This is a genomic window from Verrucomicrobiia bacterium, assembly GCA_019634635.1.
GTDB lineage: Bacteria > Verrucomicrobiota > Verrucomicrobiia > Limisphaerales > UBA9464 > UBA9464.
Genome location: JAHCBB010000030.1, coordinates 40,814 through 61,145 on the forward strand (window position 1 = coordinate 40,814; position 20,332 = coordinate 61,145).

The 20,332-nt window shown below is 63.9% G+C and carries 19 protein-coding genes; 3 read left to right on the forward strand and 16 right to left on the reverse strand.

What is annotated here, in order from left to right:
• Positions 1-95: 95 nt before the first annotated feature.
• Entirely contained in the window at positions 96-1,343 is a 1,248-nt protein-coding gene (locus KF791_16620) for a hypothetical protein (protein ID MBX3734201.1), read from the forward strand.
• 96 nt (positions 1,344-1,439) lie between these two features.
• On the opposite strand, the gene KF791_16625 is transcribed toward KF791_16620, so the two are convergent.
• Positions 1,440-1,835: a rhodanese-like domain-containing protein gene (locus KF791_16625; protein MBX3734202.1), complete on the reverse strand. Its 396-nt coding sequence runs from the start codon at positions 1,833-1,835 to the stop codon at positions 1,440-1,442.
• Positions 1,836-2,331: 496 nt separating this feature from the next.
• Between KF791_16625 and KF791_16630 the strand changes: the two genes are divergently transcribed.
• Positions 2,332-4,464 carry a M3 family metallopeptidase gene (locus KF791_16630; protein ID MBX3734203.1) on the forward strand — a complete coding sequence of 711 codons (2,133 nt, stop codon included), beginning with the start codon at positions 2,332-2,334 and terminating at the stop codon, positions 4,462-4,464.
• 368 nt (positions 4,465-4,832) lie between these two features.
• Here the strand turns inward: KF791_16630 and KF791_16635 are convergent, their stop codons facing one another.
• The 8 genes from KF791_16635 to KF791_16670 form a co-directional block, all read right to left on the reverse strand.
• Positions 4,833-5,297, reverse strand: a complete 465-nt coding sequence (locus KF791_16635; GenBank protein MBX3734204.1) for an RES family NAD+ phosphorylase — start codon at positions 5,295-5,297, stop codon at positions 4,833-4,835.
• Positions 5,294-5,806, reverse strand: coding sequence for a DUF2384 domain-containing protein (locus KF791_16640; GenBank protein ID MBX3734205.1), 513 nt, complete (start codon positions 5,804-5,806; stop codon positions 5,294-5,296). Before KF791_16640 ends, KF791_16635 begins: the two co-directional genes overlap by 4 nt.
• A 182-nt stretch (positions 5,807-5,988) precedes the next feature.
• A complete protein-coding gene (locus KF791_16645) occupies positions 5,989-6,192 on the reverse strand; it encodes a type II toxin-antitoxin system HicA family toxin (protein ID MBX3734206.1) in 204 nt (67 codons plus the stop codon).
• Positions 6,189-6,392, reverse strand: coding sequence for a type II toxin-antitoxin system HicB family antitoxin (locus KF791_16650; protein MBX3734207.1), 204 nt, complete (start codon positions 6,390-6,392; stop codon positions 6,189-6,191). The genes KF791_16645 and KF791_16650 overlap by 4 nt, the downstream gene beginning before the upstream one ends.
• Positions 6,393-6,594: 202 nt before the next feature.
• Positions 6,595-6,810, reverse strand: coding sequence for a DUF4926 domain-containing protein (locus tag KF791_16655; protein MBX3734208.1), 216 nt, complete (start codon positions 6,808-6,810; stop codon positions 6,595-6,597).
• A 409-nt stretch (positions 6,811-7,219) separates the two neighbouring features.
• Positions 7,220-7,492, reverse strand: a complete 273-nt coding sequence (locus tag KF791_16660; protein ID MBX3734209.1) for a DUF2442 domain-containing protein — start codon at positions 7,490-7,492, stop codon at positions 7,220-7,222.
• Complete coding sequence (locus KF791_16665) at positions 7,473-7,793, reverse strand: DUF4160 domain-containing protein (protein MBX3734210.1); 321 nt, start codon at positions 7,791-7,793, stop codon at positions 7,473-7,475. The genes KF791_16660 and KF791_16665 overlap by 20 nt, the downstream gene beginning before the upstream one ends.
• Positions 7,794-7,849: 56 nt before the next feature.
• Positions 7,850-8,134, reverse strand: coding sequence for a hypothetical protein (locus KF791_16670; GenBank protein ID MBX3734211.1), 285 nt, complete (start codon positions 8,132-8,134; stop codon positions 7,850-7,852).
• A gap of 190 nt (positions 8,135-8,324) precedes the next feature.
• Between KF791_16670 and KF791_16675 the strand changes: the two genes are divergently transcribed.
• Positions 8,325-9,032 carry a transposase gene (locus KF791_16675; GenBank protein MBX3734212.1) on the forward strand — a complete coding sequence of 236 codons (708 nt, stop codon included), beginning with the start codon at positions 8,325-8,327 and terminating at the stop codon, positions 9,030-9,032.
• On the opposite strand, the gene KF791_16680 is transcribed toward KF791_16675, so the two are convergent.
• The 7 genes from KF791_16680 to KF791_16710 form a co-directional block, all read right to left on the reverse strand.
• Entirely contained in the window at positions 8,930-9,823 is an 894-nt protein-coding gene (locus KF791_16680) for a HEAT repeat domain-containing protein (GenBank protein MBX3734213.1), read from the reverse strand. The two genes, KF791_16675 and KF791_16680, sit on opposite strands and share 103 nt — an antisense overlap.
• A gap of 161 nt (positions 9,824-9,984) precedes the next feature.
• Positions 9,985-10,227 (reverse strand): hypothetical protein, encoded by a 243-nt coding sequence (locus KF791_16685; GenBank protein MBX3734214.1) that lies wholly within the window; start codon positions 10,225-10,227, stop codon positions 9,985-9,987.
• Between the two features lie 29 nt (positions 10,228-10,256).
• Positions 10,257-10,781 carry a hypothetical protein gene (locus KF791_16690; protein ID MBX3734215.1) on the reverse strand — a complete coding sequence of 175 codons (525 nt, stop codon included), beginning with the start codon at positions 10,779-10,781 and terminating at the stop codon, positions 10,257-10,259.
• Positions 10,782-11,350: 569 nt separating this feature from the next.
• On the reverse strand, positions 11,351-14,434 hold the full coding sequence (locus KF791_16695; protein MBX3734216.1) for a c-type cytochrome: 3,084 nt from the start codon (positions 14,432-14,434) through the stop codon (positions 11,351-11,353).
• A 45-nt stretch (positions 14,435-14,479) separates the two neighbouring features.
• Positions 14,480-18,103, reverse strand: a complete 3,624-nt coding sequence (dnaE, locus tag KF791_16700; protein MBX3734217.1) for a DNA polymerase III subunit alpha — start codon at positions 18,101-18,103, stop codon at positions 14,480-14,482.
• Positions 18,104-18,701: 598 nt separating this feature from the next.
• A complete protein-coding gene (locus KF791_16705; protein ID MBX3734218.1) occupies positions 18,702-18,920 on the reverse strand; it encodes a hypothetical protein in 219 nt (72 codons plus the stop codon).
• 331 nt (positions 18,921-19,251) lie between these two features.
• Positions 19,252-19,791, reverse strand: a complete 540-nt coding sequence (locus KF791_16710; protein MBX3734219.1) for a hypothetical protein — start codon at positions 19,789-19,791, stop codon at positions 19,252-19,254.
• Positions 19,792-20,332 lie beyond the last annotated feature (541 nt).

Sequence of the window (20,332 nt, forward strand, 5' to 3'; positions counted from 1 at the left end):
ATAGACCTGGCCCGCCAGACCACGATGGGACGTGCCGTTCGGTTTCGGCGTTTCGGACGGGCGCCGAGCCGGAGACCCGGCTATCGTCGTGCGCGATGCGTCGCGGGTCATTCACCATGGGAATGTTGCTGGCGGGCGCCGTCCTGTCGCAGGCGGAGGTGACCTACCGGGACTGGGACCAGGCGCCGCACCATTATTTTGACCGGACGCCGTCCGACCGGTTTTCAAGGCTCAAGAACGCGCTGGAATCCGGCGAAGCGACCCTCGATCGCCGCAGTGAACGGGCGTTCCTGGTCAGCCTGCTCCGACTGCTGGAAATTCCGGAGTCCTCCCAGATGCTGGTCTTTTCCACGACCAGCCTTCAATTGCGCCTGATCAGCCCGTCCAATCCCCGCGCCCTGTACTTCAACGAGGAGATCTACCTGGGGTACATTCCCGGCGGGCGCATCGAGGTCGTGTCGGTGGATCCGGAACTGGGCGGCATTTTCCACATCCTCGATGTGCCCCGGGGGCCGGAAGCCCTCAAGGTTGAGCGCTCCACGCGCTGCATGAACTGCCACGCCGGGGACAACACCGGCCACGTGCCGGGCCTGGCGCTCAAGTCCGTCATTCCCGGTCCCGCCGGCGGCAGCCTCGACTCCTTCCGTCGGGAACAGACCGGACACGGCATCCCGTTGGCGGACCGATTCGGCGGTTGGTACGTGACGGGGGCGGACACCTTCACCAACCACTGGGGCAACCTCATTGGCGACCTGTCCCCGGGGGGACTGATCCGGACACCGGTCCCGCCCGGGGAACGGTTCGACTTCTCCCGATATCTGGTGGCCACGAGCGACCTGCTGCCGCAACTGCTGCATGAGCATCAGGCGGGCTTCGTGAATCGCGCGGTCGAGGCGACCTACCGGGCACGCACCCATCTTTACAATGACCAGGGGCCGGATGGCCTGACGCGGGAGCACCGGGAAGACCTGGACCAGCAGGCCCGGATCCTGACCCGCTACCTGCTCTTCGCGGACGAAGTTCCGCTGCCCGAGGGCGGTATCTCCGGCGACCCGCGCTTCAAGGCGGACTTTCTCAAGACCCGCCGGGCGGTGAATGGCGCCTCCCTGAAGGATCTGGATCTCAACACACGGCTCCTGCGGCACCGCTGCAGCTACATGGTCTACACCGACCTGTTCACCGGCATCCATCCCGAGATCCGGGACCGCGTGTGGGCCGCATTGGACAAGGCCCTCGACGTGGAGCACCCCGACCCGGAGTACGCGTACCTGCCGGAGGAGGAAAAGCGGACCATTCGTGAAATCCTTCGAGGGACCGCCGAGACGCGGCCGCCGGGCTGGTGACCGGACGCGGTCACCCGGACGCCGAAGTCGGCCGATGTAAAAAACAATGCGGACGTTCCCCGGGGGGCACGTCCGCCTCGTTTTCTTGAAGTGGTCCTACTGGACCTTCTCGACCTTTTCGCCGGCCTTCTTCCAGCCCGAGATGCCGGCCGACATGTGCTTCACGTTCTTGTAGCCGAGTTTTTCAGCAGCCTCGGCCGCGGCCTTGTAGGCAGTGCAGCGGGGATTGCCACAGTAGGCGATGATGAGGGTGTTTTTGTCCTCAGGAAGCGCCTTCGCGAAGTCGGCCTCAATGGCGTCGAAGTTCAGGGCGCCCGGAACGTGACCGCTGTTGTAGGAATCCGTTCCGTTGACATCAATGATGGTGGCTTTTCCGGTTCCGGCGACCGCCTTGACCTCGGCGATGCTGACATCCGGGAATTCCCCGGCGATGGCGGCCGCGGCAAACAGCACGCCGGCCAGGAGGGCGATGGATTTCTTCAGAGTATTCATTGGGTAGTGACAGTAGTCGTTGAACGTCCGCGGTGAGGACCGATGGGACGGGACGGAGGTTACACGGGAACTCCGGGCAACCGCCGCCCGACCTCTGGATCGGCCGGACACCGCCAACGCTTTCCCACTTTCCACCCCGGAACGACGTTGGGCAAACGTCATTTTGTCCCTCTCCGCGCCCCCCCCGGTCGCATCCTCGGGTTCCGGCAGGATCCTGGAGAGGGGGACGGAAGAAGGCCGGCCCCCAAAACGGAGTCCGGTGGGTCGAGGCTTCCCCGGGCCGCACACCCGTGGACGTCCCAACGCGTCCATCGCCCGGACACGAACGCGAAGCGTCGTCGTCCTCGCCCAAAAACCTCAGATGCCCGATCCACCTGCCTCACCGCGTCGCGATACAGTTCCCTTCAACACTTGCGCGGTTGGGAACACAACGATTCATTGGCGGATCATGATCTCACGCGCCCCGTGGACCGCCGCCGGGAGGCGGCCGCATTGGATGCCGCTCCTGCCCCTCCTTTGCCTGGCGCTGCCCTGGGAGTCCGGGGCCCGGGCAACGGACGAATCCGCGAACGCGGCCAATCCGCTGCTCTCACGGAGCCCGTTGCCCTACGAGTTGCCGCCGTTCGGCGAGATCCGGAACGAGCACTTCAAGCCGGCCTTCCTCCAGGGCATGGCCGCGGAACTGGCCGAGGTCGCGGCCATCGCGACCAACGAGGCACCGCCCACATTCGAGAACACCATCGTCGCCCTGGAACGTTCCGGGGAGCTGCTCGGCCGGGCGCAACGCGCCTTCGGGATCTTCACCAGCGCCCTCACCAATCCGGATCTGGAGCAACTGGACGCCGAGATGTCCCCGCAGTTTGCGGCCCACCGGGATGCGATCCGGCTGAACCCGGACCTGTTCCGGCGGATCGCCCAGCTTCACGAACAGCGGACATCGCTTGGCCTCGACCCGGAATCGCTGCGACTGCTGGAGCGGTACCATCGGGAGTTCGTCCGCAGCGGCGCGCAACTGTCTCCGGACGCCCAGGCGAAGCTTCGGACGATGAATGCCGAGATCGCGACGCTCTCCACCCGGTTCAAGCAGAACGTCCTCCAGGAAATCAACGCTTCGGCCGTGTGGGTGGATTCGCGATCGGAACTGGAGGGGTTGACCGACGCCCAGATCACGGCCGCCGCCGAGGCCGCCCGGGCTGCAGGCCAGGAGGGAAGGTTCCTGCTCCGTCTGACGAATACGACCGGTCAGCCGCTTCTGGCCTCGCTGAAGAACCGGGCGGTGCGTGAGCGGCTGATGGCGGCCTCCCTGGCGCGGGGCAGCCGCGGCGGCCCCTATGACAACCGGAAGATCGTGACCGATCTCGCGCGACTCCGGGCGGAGCGCGCCCAACTCCTGGGCCACCCCAACCACGCCGCCTATCAGCTCGCAGAGCAGACCGCGGGAGACGTGGCAACGGTGAACCAGTTGCTGGCACGCCTGGCCCCGCCGGCGGTGGCCAACGCACGCCGCGAGGCCGCGGACATGCAGGCCCTGATGAACGCCGAGACCAACGGCGCCGCCCTCGGCGCAGCGGATTGGGAACGGTACGCCGAGAAAATCCGCGCCGCCCGCCACGCCTTCGACGAGGAGCAGTTGCGGCCGTATTTCGAACTCCGGCGCGTTCTGGTGGACGGCGCGTTCCACGCGGCCACCCAGCTCTACGGCATCACGTTCCACGAGCGCGCCGACCTGCAGGGCTACAGCCCGGACATGCTGGTGTTCGAGGTGTTCGACGCGGATGGATCACCGATCGGCCTGTTTCTGGGCGACTTTTATGCCCGGCCCAACAAGCGGGGTGGAGCCTGGGCGAGCGCGTACGTGCCCCAGAACGGGCTCCGCGGAACGAAGCCGGTGATCGGCAACCACCAGAACATTCCCAAGCCGCCGTCAGGAGAGCCGACGCTGCTGACGCATGACGAGGTCCGGACGCTGTTCCACGAGTTTGGACACGCCCTCCACGGGCTCTTCTCCCAGGTGAAGTATCCGTCGTTCGCCGGCACCAGCGTGCCGCGGGACTTCGTCGAATATCCGTCCCAGGTGAACGAGCTGTGGGCGACCTGGCCCGAGATTCTGAAGCATTACGCCCGTCATTACCAAACCGGAGACCCCATTCCGCCGGAGCTGCTGGCCAAGGTGGAGGCCGCCTCGAAGTTCAATCAGGGGCACAGCACGACCGAGCTGGTCGCCGCCAATGTGATTGACCAGGCGTGGCATCAACTGAATCCCGATCAAGTCCCGGCCCCCGAGGAGGTGGCGGCCTTCGAGGAGGCGGCCCTGCGCGCGGCCGGCGTGGATTTCGCCCCGGTCCCGCCACGCTACCGCAGCACGTACTTCTCCCATATCTTCGCCGGCGGCTATTCGGCCGGGTACTACTCCTATTTCTGGAGTGAAGTCCTCGACGCCGACACGGTGGAGTGGATCAAGGCCAACGGCGGCCTCCGGCGGGCCAATGGCGACCGCTTCCGCGACCTCATTCTCTCCCGCGGTGACAGCCGCGACGCCAGGGAAATGTTCCGTCAGTTCACCGGACGGGATCCGGACATCCGCCCCCTGCTGGCCCGCCGCGGATTGGATGGGGAAACGGGCAGGTGACTGACGACGAAGGGACGGGGTCCCCGACCCGCCGTCACGCGACGCGCAAGGGACAGGACAACCACTCGTGTCGCCGGCCCCGCTGCTCCACGAGGGCGCGGGGGCGGCGCAGGGGGCGAGGGACAGCATGTCTTGCCGCTTTCAGTCAACCGGCTCTGCCCTTGGGTCAAGGCAACTGTATCCTTCCCGGGAGTTTCAGCAGCGTGAAAGAATTGGCCGAGGCGATCACTCAATACATGGACCAATGGAACCTCAACCCGACCCAGTACGAGTGGAAAGCTGAGGGAAAGGTCATCCTTGAACGAATCGTCAGGGCTCGCGAGGCCCTGGCACGGGAGGCTAGCATTAGTAAACCCAGTTAGTGAACACTACACTAGTCTCGAATCAAAGCGGTATGGCACGGCGGTTCCGATCGATAGGGCGGAGAACTCCGGATGTGCCGGATTGATCAGAAAATTGCGCTCTTCATTCGTGACTGCGCTCGGAACAGAAAGGATGACTGACTCGTTCTTTTTAATCCACTCATCGCCAAACATCTGAGTAAACGCAAGCGGCTCTGGAGACGACCATCCATCAGGGAGATCACTTTCATCGATGCGCTTTACGTGTTCGTTGGCGAAACTGACCTGAATGATGCTATACTGTCCTTCGATCGTGGAGATGTCCTCCACATGAACGAGGATCTCAAGGGTTGCTAACGATCTTGATCCCGCGACATAGACCATGCGAGTCCCGATAGAGTTCCAGCGTCCACCGTAAAGCCTTGCACCCTCGCCGTCGAATGCAGTGGATACGTGCTTAGTCTTTGTGAGTCGGAACGCCGTAACACTCATGTGAAAACACCATGCTCAATGCGCCCGAGCAAATTGCACACCTCTTCAGTGCCGATATCTGTATCACAAAACTCAAGAGGAGTCTTGCCTCCAAGAGCCTTTTTGGGACTAGTGAACCAGCGCCGCGCCTTGTCAAGCGAACCCAACACTTCGATTGATCTCTGAAACGCGGATGCGACCCGTAGGATGCGTTCTGACTCATCGGGCTTGAAGAGATGCCGGCGCGCTACGGTGCGTGCCGGAATTCCAACAACATGCGATAGCTCGTCCCCTGAAATGGCGATCACCGTCTTCAGACGGGTAAACGCGTCGCGATGCAGTCCGCCTGCGATCCTGCTCCGGATAACGTCGATTGTCGCCTTCTCAGGCTCTGTGTAACTCCGCAGGAGGTTTGAAATGATCGTCGCATACCGAGCAGCGGCACTGTGCTGTGAGGTAATGACCCAGTCCCATTTGCTCCGGAACGCTGATCGAACTTCAGTTCCGGGTGTCTCAGAAGTCGTGAACACGAGCGAGAAGTCTCGCTCTGAGGACGGTCTGCGTTGCTTTGTCTCTGCCATATGGCTTGATATGCCATGCCATGTGGCTCAGCGCAACACGTTTTTTTCCGGCCAGACAAAGGTCAGCGGCGTCAGCCTCGCCACTCGGCGTGCCGGCTGGCGCCCGTTCGCTGGAACGGCTGGTTCGATGCTCAAAGATCAATCTCCTCGGGGTCAGCAATCCTCATGAGTGAGCGAAGCAATCCGATCTTCAGTGGCTTGTTGCCGTGCACCGGAACTACAATGCGCTCCCGTCGCCACGCCATGGTATCGATGTGGCTCCCGCTGATCCGCGCAAGAAGCCACCCTCGGCGCTCGATCACGCGGCCGAGCTCTTTGCCGGAGACCTGCTTCACACGGCCAGTTCAATGACACGCGTTCCCTGCTGATCGCCGGCAATCGCGAGATCAACGTCCAGCCAGCCTTCGATGGCCTCCCGGAGGTTTGCCGTCACCTCCTCAATGGACTCCCCCTGCGTCACGCAGCCTGGCAACGCCGGCACCTCGGCCCAGAATCCCCCCTCCTCAGCATCATGGATGATCGCCTTCAGTATCATTGGCGCATGATGCCGTCCTGGAACGTAGGCTCAAGTCCGGAAAGGATGGGGCATCGTGCCGGGCGCCCCCATCATCGAACGACGAAGTCACCGACCGCCGCCGGAGACGGGCGCTGGCAGCGAATCGAGCATCCGAGGAACCAGTGCGTCCGAACTCGAAACGGGCAGCGGTGGTTCTTGTGAAGCGATTTGTTCGGCTGATTCATGCTGCAACCGGCGCGTAATGGAGCACCATCAACTCCCGCGCCGGCACCGGAACCATTGCGTAGGGACGGCCATCGTCTCCGCTGAACTCCACCTCGAAGTGGTCCTCATCGAGACTCAAGACGACCGTGCCGACCTGGCCAATAACCAAACCGCAGACGGGCCGGTCGGTGAGCAGGGCCACAACATCAAGCTCTCGGATTTCGGCATTCATATTTGTATGGTTTAGAGCACGTAACAGGAAGTCAATCGCGGGAAATTCTCATCGGCTCGGATGATCCACGTCGTGCGGACCTCGGCACTCTTGCCTTCCCCTTTCCAGCGAAAATCGACCGCGTAGCGGCGTCCGAATCTGTCGTTCACCCCGACAGTACATGGCTCCGCTTCGAGCGCCTCCCTGATGCGGACCTCGAGTTCGGTAGCATCCTCGTTCGTGATTCCCAGGGCGGAGCGGACCATTCGGGCCTTGTGCTTCCCTCGAGGATGGTCGAACGAAGGCATTACTCCCCGAGCTTTCGCACGTCGATCTCCGCTTGCGCAGAGCCCGGGAGTCTCATGATGCAAATTTCGCCGAACGCCTGCGTCTGCGACGGCGGGAACAGGGTCAGTCCTGGAGTCCCGGCTCAACCGCCGTTCGCAGGACGCAATGGTTCGACGACTTGGTTCTGTCCATGGTCGCCAGCGAGAATGCCGCGGATGGACAAGTCCTCGTCGAGATCCGGCCAGTGGAGGCCGAAAGGGGAGATCTCAATGTTACCGAGCTCCCGAGGTGTCCCCCGTGCCAGTCTCGGATTCCCCAGCACAGGGAAGCTGAACTCCGTACCACTCTGCATCGTCAAGACGATCCTGCCGTCGCGGTAGACGGCGGAACGCGCGCTATCGAACAAGGTGCTCATGCCACTTTGTAATAATCAGCTCTCTGTGCTCTGATGCAAGGGCCTCGGCCTTCGCTAAGTCCTTGATTTTCAGGCCTTGGGACTCTCGCAACTCAACACCGTGCGCCACCTCGAACACGGCCTCCCCGCTTCCGCGCCGAACGTGGACCTGGATCGGACGGTGCTCGTTGCTGTAGAAGAAGAACAGGAAACCATCCTTCTCGAAGACCTTCGGCACGGGTGGAACCTGCCAGGAGATCGCGCAAGTGGCCAGCCCCGAAGGTCGAACGACCCAGGTCTGCGACCGGCACACGGGACGCATGGATTGCCAACCGCGACGCCCCCGCCGGGTTCGCTGCAGCGCATTAGGCCACACGGTCATGATTTTGGAAACCAAGTCTTCCATATGCTGTCTCCCACATCGTCCTTCCGAAGTATGACGTTCAACCGAACTTTGCCGTTCGCAGTGAACAGACCCTCGAAGTGTTCGTGGTGGTCGCCATCGTTCGATGTGTCCTGCTCCGCAAAACGCCGAATGGCGTCTGCGAGTCTCAAGTAATGCTCTCGTGTCCCAAAGACGTTGACCTGAAAGCCGCCATCTAGCGGCGGGTCGTTGTCGCGTGGATTCCAAAGCCCGTCCTCCTCGGGATACTCGCGGGCCATCAGAAAGGTAACGTGAGGAAATTCAGTGGGCATAACGTGTGTGGCCGAGACCCTATGGCTCAACAACGGACGGTTGAGCGTGGGTGACGAGTCGGGCGGACGTGGGTTAAAAGCCGCGTTGGCGGCCTCCAGAGCCACAGGGTTGTGGCCGGACGGATCCCTCCGCCAGCCAGTCAACCAGAAGTGCCTCATGAACCCGTCACCCACAGCACAAAAGCTCAAGCATGTCGGCCTGGATGTCCACGCCGAAACCATTGCCGTCGCCATCGCGGATCCCGCGGGCGAGGTCCGCTCCTACGGCAACATCCCAGCCCACACTCACGCGCTGGACAAGCTCCACAAGCGCCTGACCGGAGACGGTTCCCAGGCCCGCTACGTGTACGAGGCCGGTCCGACCGGTTTCGCCCTCTGCCGCCACCTCCGGGCTCAGGGCATCGCCTGCGACGTTGTCAGTCCCTCGCTCATCCCCAAGCGGGCCTCCGACCGGGTCAAAACCGATCGCCGTGACGCGTTGACGCTGGCCCGGCTCCTCCGGGCCGGCGAACTCACCTCCATCCACGTCCCGGACGAAGCCGATGAGGCCATCCGGGACCTGGTGCGTTGCCGGCTCGCCGCCGTGGAGGATCTGCGCCGCTCTAGCCAGACGACAGACCTGAGCGACGGTCGGCCCGCCGTGGTGACCCCCGCGACTCTCGACAACCAGAGCGCGTCGCCGAAGTACGCGACTCTTGAACTGCGACGCGGGCCGGCTGTTCGCTCCTGTGCTCTTGCTGGGCAGTCCCTCCTGGTGCTGGCTCAGTCCACACCCGGTCGAATTGCTGCTTCCGGATCGATCTTCGACAACACCATGGCCGCACGATCAGCAACTGTTCCAGAGACGTACGAGTTCGTGTCCTGAAGAAGCTTCAGCAATTCGGGGACAGCCGCTTTTGCGGCGCTGCCAAAGTTCCCAAGGCTGGTCGCGGCGTTTCCGCGCACGCTGGCATCAGGATCGCTCAGCCGCCGCGCCAGCTCCGGGACAACAGAGTCCAAGTTGGTGTTCCAGAATTGGAATGCCGAAGCCGCCGTCATTCGGACTCCGCGATCGGAGTCGTGTAGGGCAACAATAAGCGCAGTGCGCGCCATTCCCTCGACCCCAGGGTGGGAGAAGGCCGTCACGAGATTGTCTGCCGCCCGACAGCGGGCAACCACGCTTCCCGTAGCCAACACGTTTGTCAAAACAGGTACGCTCGTGGGCATCATCCTGGAAAGGCCATTCCCCACATCCGAAGCGGCACCTCGGTCATTCATCGCTTTCGTCAGAGCCGGGAAGGCAGCCTCACCCGCCGGACCGAGTGCCCCGCACGCATGCGCGGCCCTTCGATTCCAAAATACGGCATAGTCCACCTCACCGTGCAGCAAATGAAGCTTCGCCTTCAGGTTGATCCACTGGGTATAGAAGGGAGGGTCCTTGCGACGAAGGTAATAAATCAGGCGCGGTACGACATTCGTGCCGAAATGCTGAACGGCTGACTGTGCGGCCGCGTACTCTGCAGATCCCTGAGCGGCATCGAAGCCCTTGAGCCAGACCCCTAATGGCTTGCCTTGGTAGGACGGCTCCCGATCCGCCGTCCGAAGGGTCAGCCATAAAATGGCACCGAGAACCAAGACAATGGAAATGGCGATAGCCGATTTAGAGCGGTTCTTCATTGCGCGCACAGCCGAGGGATCCTGCCCAACGCCCGAATTCACCGACCGCTGCCGGATGCGGGCGTTGGCAGCGAATCGAGCGTCCGATGCACCGACGCGCTCGGAGCCGAAACGAAGGGCGGCGGTCCGTTTGCAGCGATTTGTTCGGCGAGCCCATGGAGTCAAAACGGATAAATCTCAGCGCGCCCATCATAAAAGTGCTCCAATCTCTCGCAGAGCGCCTGCCATGTGATGGTCCCGGGAACACAAAGCCGCCCGTGCTCAATTCGGTAGGGCAAACGAACCTCGTCAAAATAATCGCGCAACTCCTGCTGCTCCGCCGCGTCCAGCTCACCGCCATCTGGACGAATCCGCCATAACTCGCCCTCCAGCCTCACAATCCGGTGTGGCAACGTCGTTCTCATAAGGACCCCTTTGTCGTCGAACGCAGAGGTCAGCAACGGGGGCCAGCCGTCGGTGACGTTGAATGTGGCTTTGAAGGAATCGGCTGGCTCCCGTTCGCTGCACCGTCTGGTTCGCTGATTACTTTGTCGAATTTTTCACGAAGCTCATCGCCCATGATTGTCTCAGTCGTGATCCAGTACCCGCGGTCGTCATCCACAAACTGGATACGGCTCTCCTTCCTGTCCTGGTTGCCGCCATGCACACGAATCACAACGTAATCCTCTCCTCGCTCAATGACCGTGAATCGCAGCGTCCCCTCCTCCCCTTTGAATCGCGTAGTCACCACGCCATTGGAGTAACTCAAAGTCATGTGCCCAAAGATATCTCGAAATCGTGCGACCTTCTCCGAGGGCGCGTTGGTCCATCGAGGATCTCGGCGGAAGGCGTCCGCAACGCTATCTTCTCGATTCGACTTCCAGGTGCCGTTGAGCCGGGCATCAGACTTGTCGCTGCCCCCGCAGCCGAGCAAAGCCAAAAGCGTCAACATGCCTATGAGATATTGGATCGCTTTCATCGAGCCGTTTGGTTGAGCGACGGCAGCCCGTCACGATATTGATATCGGGACGATTCTGACTTTGAGCAACATGTTGTCAAAATGAAATTTACGCCGGGAGCATGCTGATATCGGGGCGCAGCCACGACGGGCGTGGCGAGGTCCTGTTGTGAGCTCAGTATCACGACGGGCAAGAGATTCTCCAACAGGTTGTAAACGAGGCCGTTGGCGAAGTGGTTCGTCGGATATTGCGCCATATCACGACGGAACCCTCCCCGAGGCGTGTCCGGGGACTCCGGCAACACCGGTGAAGCGATTTTTGCCGCGGTCCACAATTGTGGTAAGGGACAAGCTCCGAGGTGATAAGAATGCCACCCGAAGTGAGTCCGAACGATGCGGGCACATGACGGCGGGGATGTCCGAGATGGGCGTTGCGGCGTGTGGCCGCCCGGAGCCCCGGGGGACGCGGGAGTCGGGTTTCGCCCGCTGTGCCGCCCGGACGCGGTGCCAAAGCGCCAGAGGGCTGGCGCACTCCATGACCTGCCGGACTCTTGTGCGGGTGTTCGCGGGCAAATCGCTCCGTTCCAACGCTACTTCGTGAAGGCTGGATGGTGCCGGCGGCCGGAGGATTCAATGAAGGCCAGTAAATCCAGGAGGTCCTCGCGGCCGAGGCCGTTCACCAGGCCCTCCGGCATGGGCGAAACCTTCGAGGCGGCGCGAGAGACGATGTCAGCCTTGCGAAGCGTCACGGTCGAGCCGGGTTCGAGCGGATCGGTCATCAACACCAGGGATTCCGTCGTCTCCTGCAGCAGCCGGCCGACGTGTTCCTCCCCATCCTTCAGGGTCACTGCGGTGTTCTGATATTGCTCGGACAGCACCCGGCTGGGATCGAGGATGCTTTCCAGCACGTCGCGCCGACTGAAACGAGCGGCCACGGCCGTCAGATCAGGCCCTGCACCGCCGCCCTCGCGTCCGAACCGGTGACACGCGAGGCATTGGGCGTCAACAAACGCCTGACGCCCATTTTCAAAGTCGCGACCTCGTCCTACAGCCTCCAGATCCTCCTCAAGCTCCTCGAGCGTCCAGGCCTTGATCAAGGGTCGCTCCCTTGCTGCCGGAAATTCGCGGACGCGGCTGCCCCCGGTGGCACCGCTGGCAATGGAGGCCATCAGCGGCTCCAGGGCCGCGGCCTCGTCCCCGTCCAATCCGGCCGTGGCATCCGCGAGGAAGTTCTTGAGAAAATTATTGAAGCTGGCGCCGTTGCTGTACGGCCGCCCGGCCTGCTCAAACCACAGGAGCAATTCAGGCTCGTGAGGTTGGTCGTCGCGGACCTGGATCCAGTACCCGAGGTATTCACGTCGCTGGTCGAGGGTCCAGTTCCGGGCCGTCCGGAGGTGGAAGAGATAATGCATGAGCTCCTCCTGCGTTGCGGCCCGGGCCATCACGGTGAGCGTCTTCTCGACGACATCCGGCGCCCCGAGGGCGATCAATACCTGCGCCAGCTCGCGGTTCACCAGCGCACTGGCACTGGGGTAGCTGCGTCCGAGCCGCTCGCTGGCCATCGCCACAAGCCCGGCGGAAGGCAGTCCATTTCGGGCCAGGCTCACCTGGATGATCCGCAGCTTGTCGAGTTGCTGGCGCTCGCTGAGCGTGGCCAGCGGCCATCGGCCCAGGCCGCGCAGATTGGCTTCCTGAAGGGCCGCACCGCCGACCCGCGCCAAGGCCAGCGAGGCCGTCAGGCCGGCATCGGCCGACGTCTCGGCAAGCGCGCGATCCTTCCAGACGTCCACCGGCTGGGATTCAAGGGCGATCCGGGCCGCATGACGCAGGACCCGGTCCGGACTGTTCAGCGACGGCCAGAGCGCCTCGACCGCCCCGGGATCCACACGGCCATGAAACGCCTCCAGACGACGGCGGGTCGCCCGCGCGTCAGCCCCCACGGTGTTCGCCTCGACCGACGGCGTCACGGGCTCCGTGCCGTGATAGGTCACGCGGTACAGTCCGGACGCCGTATTGCGGCCGCCGACGGTGAAATACATCGCGCCATCGGACCCGATGATGGCGTCGGTGAGGTTCAGCGGTGGTTTGGGGGCATCCGGGGTCACCAGGCCTGCCGGGGCAACAAAGTTCTCCCAGGTGGCGGTGTAGCTTGCGCCGTCCGGTTCCAGGTGCACTGCCATCAACCGGCCATAGGTCCAGTCGAGGACGTAGAGGGCCCGCTGATATTTCGCCGGGAATTTCGCCCCGGTTCCGCTGGTCATGCCGGTGGGACTGCCGAGGCCGACGTCCACCACCGCCCCAAGCGAATCGGCATGGTACGCCGGCCACTTGCCCGTGCCATAGCGCCATCCGAACTCGGCACCAGACACCGCGTGGTTGACCCGCGTCGGGCGATACCAGGGAACGCCCCAGTCATATTCCATGTCGGCATCCCAGGCGAACAATTCTCCATCCACGTTGAACGCAAAGTCATAGGCATTGCGGAACCCGCCGCAGAAAAGCTCGAAGGTGGTGGCCTCGGGGCTCACGCGCAGGATGTAGCCACCGGGCGCCATGATGCCGGTGGCGTGGCCGTTGCCGTCGGGTCGACGGGGCAGCAGGAGATCCTCGGCGTAATGCCGGTGCGGCGATTGGGCCGCGAGCCCCTCCGGCGGCTGCGTGTGGTTGCCGGCGAGGACCCAGAGCTGGCCGTCGGGTCCCAGCGCCACCGCATGGGGCCCGTGTTCTCCACCACCGGGGAGCGCCTTCACCAGGGTGATCTGCTGCCAGGTGTCGCTGCCGTCGTCGGTGATCCGGTAGAGGCCGGACTCAAACCCGGTCGAGTACCTGTTCACCACCACCCAGAGCGCCCCATGGGCAAAACACATTCCCTGCGCGTCGTAGAGCGGCCGGGCGATGAACTCACGCTTGGCAACGCTGCCGTCGGGCCCGAGGGTCAACCGCAACAATCCGGCATCCGGATTGGCCCGGGGATACTGCGGGCTGACGATCAAGCGGCCCCCGGGATCACGGCACAGGTTGACCCACGAACCCTCCTCAGGTCCGCCTCCGGTCACCAGTTCCACCCGGAACCCCGGCAACGCCGCAAGCTGATCGGCCGGGGGGGCCACACGAACCGCACCGCCGCCACCACTGCCCAGCGGACGCGCCGCGCCAGGGAGGGTGGTGGCAAACACCGCTCCCCAGGGTTCCTTGCCCAGCCGCCCCAGCGACGCGGCCGCCTCCCAGGTGGTGTCGTCGAAATCGGTCCGCCGCCATCCACGACGCTCCCGATCAGACGCCTTCCATGAACCATCGGAGACGAGGACCCGCGGATCACTGCCGGAATCAAGGGTGAGCTTCAGGACGACGCCCGCCGGCGAGCCATCGCCATTGATGGCACGGACCGCAAGGACATTGGTCCCGGCGGTCACCCGGTTGGTCAACGTCACGACGTGTCCGTGCTGCCATTGATCCGCCGAGAGGACCCGCTCCCCGTTGAGGAACACCTCCAGGGCGTCATCCGCCGTGGCCACGAGGATCGCCTTTGGAACCGTGGATTCCACGGCGAAGGTCTTCCGGAAATACCGGGTCTCGGCCTCATCGGTTTTCTGAAACCAGATCCACTCGGGGGTCTGGGCGGCACCTCCGGCGGCGAGGCTCAGGGCGACAATGAAACAACCAACGGATTTCATGGGAGAAACGGGACGTCCGAACGACCCGCGGGGCCGCCCGGATATTCAGCCGCGTTCCCAGCGGCGCGGCGTGCGCTCCGGGAGGGAGACATCGGGTTTCGCAAAAAAGGTGGCCGGCCCGAGCGCCGCGTTGACCGCCGCCTCGAACTCAAGCGTCGGCGCGACCGAGAAGCGCTCGTGACTTTCGAGAAATGCCACGGGGCCATGGTCCATGCGGATGCTGAGGAACAAGGGCACGCTGCCGCGATGCGCCTCCACGAGCGCGCGCACCGACTCCAGGCGGGCCCGGTCGAGGCCGGTGGCGCGCAGCCTCAGGTGAACCTGGCGCGTGAGCCGTTTCGGGGCGTCCGCCAGCGGCAGCACCTCCTGCGGAAACAGCTTCGGACGATCCTCGCCCGTGTTGACCTCCGCCGTGACGAGGACCGGCGCATTCACCGGGACCAGCGCCCGATACCGGTCATAGTTCTCGTTCATGAGCAGCAGTTGCACACTGCCCGTGAGGTCCTCGACGGTGACCATGGCATATTTGCGTCCGGACTTGCGGCTGAGGCCCTCCTGAACGGCCGACACCAGCCCTCCGATGCGCGCCATGGATCGGTTTTCGAGCGTTCGCAATTCGGCGATGGCGTGCAGCGCATACCGGGAGAGCAGGGTCTCGAACGGCTGCAGGGGATGCCCGCTGATGTAGATCCCGAGCAGCTCCTTTTCCGCCGCCAGGCGGTCGGCCACCGGCCACTCCTCCAGCAGCGGTCCGCCCGTGGACCCCGAGGCCGGCGGTGCGGTGTCGAGGGCGTCGAAGAGCGACACCTGGCCACGGGCGCGATCGGACGCCAGCGAACTCGCCCGGCTCACGGCGCCATCCAGCAGCGCCATCATCGTCGCGCGGTTCGATCCAAGGGAATCGCAGGCGCCCGCCTTGATCAGGCATTCCAGCACCTTTTTGTTCGCCGCCCGCATGTCCACGCGCCCGCACAACTCCTCCAGCGTGGTGAAGCGTCCGCCCCCGGCGCGGGCCTCCAGGATGGACTGCACCGCGACCTCCCCCACGCCCTTGATCGCCGCCAGGCCGAAGCGGATCCGCCGCGAGCCGGGGGTTCCGGCCGCCGCGGGCGCCGGGGCAAAGCTGACGTCGCTCTCGTTGACGTCGGGCCCGAGCACCTCGATGCCAAACTCCTTCGCCTCGGTGATGTACTGCGCCAGCTTCGCCAGGTCGGCCTGGTCGTTGGTCATCATGGCGCTGAGAAACTCCACCGGGTGGTTCGCCTTCAGGTAGGCCGTCTGGTACGCGACGATCGCGTAGGCGGCGGCGTGGGATTTGTTGAAGCCGTAACCGGCAAATTTTTCGAGCAGGTCAAAGATCTCGTTGGCCTTGGCCGCCGGAATGCCGTTGACCGCGGCGCAGCCGGCGACGAAGGCCTCGCGCTGCTGGACCATCTCCTCGAGCTTCTTCTTGCCCATCGCGCGCCGGAGCAGATCGGCGCCGCCCAGCGTGTAGCCCGCAAGAATCTGCGCGGCCTGCATCACCTGCTCCTGGTAGATCAGGATTCCGTAAGTCTCCCTGGCGATGGGCTCCAGGAGCGGATGCGGATACTCCACCGGTTGCTCGCCCTGGCGGCGACGGATGAAATCCGGGATGAGGTCCATCGGGCCCGGGCGATACAGCGAAATCAGCGCGGTAATGTGCTCGACGCTCTCGATCTGGAACTTGCGGCACAGATCCCGCATGCCGCCGGACTCCAGCTGGAACACCCCCAGCGTCTGCGCGTTGTTCAGCAGGGCGTAGGTCGGGGCATCATCCAGCGGCAGATGGTCGAGGTCGGGCGCCGAACCCGCGGTGCGCTGGATCAGTTCCACCGTGTTGCGGAGGACGGTGAGGGTCTTGAGCCCGAGGAAATCCATCTTGAGCAGGCCGAGGTCCCCGACGGGACCCATGGCATACTGCGTCACGATCCCGCCCTCATCGTCCTGCTTGAGCGGCAGGAGATTGACCAGCGGCTGCGCGCCGATGACCACGCCCGCGGCATGAACTCCGGCACTGCGGGCCTGGTCTTCCAGGATCATGGCGTGGCCGACCAGCTCCGCGGTGACCGGTTCGGACTCATAGGCCTTTCGAAACTCGGGATTCTTCTCGAGGGCGTCCTTCAGGCTCCATTTGCCGTCGGTCACCATCTTGGCGAGGCGGTCGGACTCGCTGAAGCTCAACCCCATCACCCGGGCAACATCGCGCAGCACCGATTTCGCACCCATCGTGCCGAAGGTGATGATCTGCGCGACGGCATCGCGTCCGTAGCGGTTGCGCACATACTCGATCACCTCCGCCCGGCGATCGTCGGCAAAATCAATGTCAATGTCCGGCGGGCTCACCCGCTCCGGATTGAGGAACCGTTCGAACAGGAGGCCGTACCGGAGCGGGTCCACGTTGGCGATCTCCAGCAGGTAGGTCACCAGGGAGCCGGCCGCGGATCCGCGCGCCACGCAGGCGATGCCGCGGCTGCGTCCGTACCGGACGAAATCGCCGACGATGAGGAAGTACGAGACGTACCCCGTGGACTCGATGACCGAGAGCTCCAGGTCGAGGCGGGCCAGAATCAGGCGCACTGCGGGATGGGCTTCCGGGGCGCCAGCCTCCGGATCTCCGGCAGGCGCGATCCGGTCGAGTTGCCGCGGATCCGCCACGGATTCCACGATGATCTGCCGTCCCTCGACCCGGGCGGTAATGCCGTAGCGCTTCTTCAGACCCTCGCACAACAACAGGCGCAGATAGCCCTCGCGGGTCCAGGTTTCGGGGGGTTCAAAGACCGGGTAGTGCTCCGCCCCCTTTCCGAACCGGATCTCGACGTTGCATTTCTCGGCCACCTCGAGGGTGTTGCGAACCGCTTCAGGCACCTCGGCAAACCGCGCCGCCATCTCCCCGGGGGTCCGCAGATAAAACTGCGCCTCCTGATACCGCATCCGTTTGGCATCGCTGAGCAGCGACTGGGTGCCGATGCAGATCAGGCAGTCATGGGCCTTCCAATGCCCTTCTTCGACGTAGTGAACGTCGTTGGACGCCACGCATTTGAGTCCGAACTCATCCGCCCACCCGATCAGGGCGCGGTTGACGCGGGCCTGCTCCGGGATGCCATGGTTCTGGAGCTCGAGGTAGTAATTATCGCGTCCCAGGGTCTGGCGAAACCAGTCCATGGTATCGCGGGCCCTTGCCTCATCGCCTTTGAGGATGGCCTCGGGCACCTCGCTGGCGAGGCAGCCGGACAGGGCGATGAGGCCCTTCGAATGGCGGGCGAGCAGTTCACGGTCAATGCGGGGCTTGTAGTAATAGCCCTCCAGGTTTGCGGCGGTGACCAAACGCACCAGGTTGTGGTAGCCCTCGAGATCCTTGGCCAGCAGGACGAGGTGGTGATAGACGTCGCGCATCCCCGAACCCGGCTTGCGATCCAGCCGGCTCCCCGGGGCCACATACACCTCGCAACCGAGGATTGGCTTGATGCCGTGCTTGCGGGCCGCCTGATAGAACTCGATGGCGCCGAACATGTTGCCATGGTCGGTCTGGGCGATTGCCGGGAACTTCAACGCCGCGGCGCGGGCCATCAGGCGGTCCAGGCGGCAGGCGGCGTCGAGGAGCGAATACTCCGTGTGCAGGTGCAGGTGAACGAACTCGGCCGCAGACATCTCGACGGGAGTCTTGATCGGTGCCGATCGGTGTCGAGGGCGGATTCCGTCGCAAACGCCAACGAGGTCCGGAGGACGCCGGGACCACCGTTGGCCGGCCGGATGGTGGGGTGAGGCCTTGACCCGGTGGGGTGAGGCTCCTGCCGAACCGTACGTGTCGCCGTGAGCCGGGCCTGTGGAGACTTCACGGACGTACGGCTCAGGAGGACCTTCGCCCCACCGGGTTGGGGGACCGATGTGCGGTCTGATGGGCTGCGAAGCTCACCTGGTGGGGTGGGGCCTTGACCCGGTGGGGTGAGGCTCCCGCCGAACCGTACGTGTCGCCGCGAGCCGGGCCTGTGGAGACTTCACGGACGTACGGCTCAGGAGGACCTTCGCCCCACCGGGTTGGGGGACCGATGTGCGGTCTGATGGGCTGCGAAGCTCACCTGGTGGGGTGAGGCCTTGACCCGGTGGGGTGAGGCTCCTGCCGAACCGTACGTGTCGCCGCGAGCCGGGCTTGTGGCGACCCCACGCGCGGCCCAGTTGCTGCCCCGCCGAAAATGGACCTGATGGTGGGAGGATCCGCTATGGACCCACCCCTTCAGGTCCGAACGCTTCAGGCGGAAAGAAACCAGTGGACGAACCTGCAGTGATCACAAACCAGGCAATAGACCTGGCGATCCACCCAGTCGGGGTTCATGGACGTCATCAGGGAGGTGTCCATGTGCGATCGGCGACGATGGAACGTCTCGTGATGGCACATGAGGCACTTCAGCTTGTGACCATCCACCTCGGCGGGAGCGGCATCGGACGGCGTCAAGGCATTCGGAAGCATGGCGGGTGTGGCTGGCGGTTTGCTCGAAAGGTCCTTCAGGGTCGGAACCGGCAATCCTCAACGGAATGCCGGGTCAGGAAACAACCCACGGGAACCCTTCCAGAAGACCACGCCCGTACCGGCGAGAAAAGCCCCAGTTGCGACACAAGCCCCGGTGGGCCTCTCCGTTTCTCGATTGAACCGTGGAAGGGACCCACGAAGGTCACAGGGTCCCGCCGCGCGACCCAGCGGGACGAACCGCAGGCTTCACCGGGAATTCAACCCACCAACACCATGCGCGGACGCCTCCGCGGAGCGTAACCCCACCGGTGGGGCAACGATTGGGGACGGATCACGGAATCAGCTCGACCTTGAACTTCTGCCCCCCCACGGATGCGGAAACCATGGCGCCGCTCTTGGGCAGGGCGAACACGGCGACGCCCTGCTGGTACTTCGCGTTGGCACTGGCCCCGGAGGCTGCCACGGTGGCCTTGGCATCCGCCGCCATGGTCAACTGGCCCTCTTTGAAGGACTTCAAGGCGCTCGAATCCTGAAGGAAGATCACCTGGGAGAACGAGCCACCCCCGACCTGAGCACCCACGCTGATTGCCGTGAGGGTGACCTTCGCCGTGGCCTCGTTCTTGTCCTTCTCCATGAGCAGTCCCTTGCCCCGCTCGGCGCCGATGATGAATCCGCCCTCGCTGATATTGGGAAAAACCACGTAGCCGGCCGAATTCGAGAAGAAGTTCGTGATGCCGGGATCCGCGAGTTTGAAGCTGGCGATGGTTTCCGTGACCTGGTCCTCCAGGTCGGCGCCGCGGACCGGGTGACTGGTACTCAGCACCGCAAGGGCGCCGATGGCCGTGAGCATTGCAAGGAAGGCAGAATTCATTTGCGATGAGGAACGAGGTGTTGAAGTGGGGGTCAGGAAAATCGCCGAACCCGAGGCAGGCTCGTTCACTCCGACCTTCCCCGCAAAGACGAAAAAACTGCCCAGCCGACCCCGGTGAGGCAATACGAAGGTCCTCCTGAGCCGTCCGTGAAGTCTCCACAGGCCCAATTCGCCGGCCACACGTACGGTTCGGCAGGAGCCTCACCCCACCAGGTTTGAGCTTCACCTGCGACCAAGATTACCGGGCGCTGCCCGACCCCGGTAGGGCGAAGGTCCTCCTGAGCCGTCCGTGGAGTCTCCACAGGCCCGGTTCGCCGGCTACCCGTACGGTTCGGCGGGAGCCTCACCCCACCAGGCAGGAGCCTCACCTGCGACCAAGATTACCCGGCGCTGCCCGACCCCGGTAGGGCGAAGGTCCTCCTGAGCCGTCCGTGAAGTCTCCACAGGCCCAGTTCGCCGGCTACCCGTACGGTTCGGCGGGAGCCTCACCCCACCAGGCAGGAGCCTCACCTGCGACCAAGATTACCCGGCGCTGCCCGAC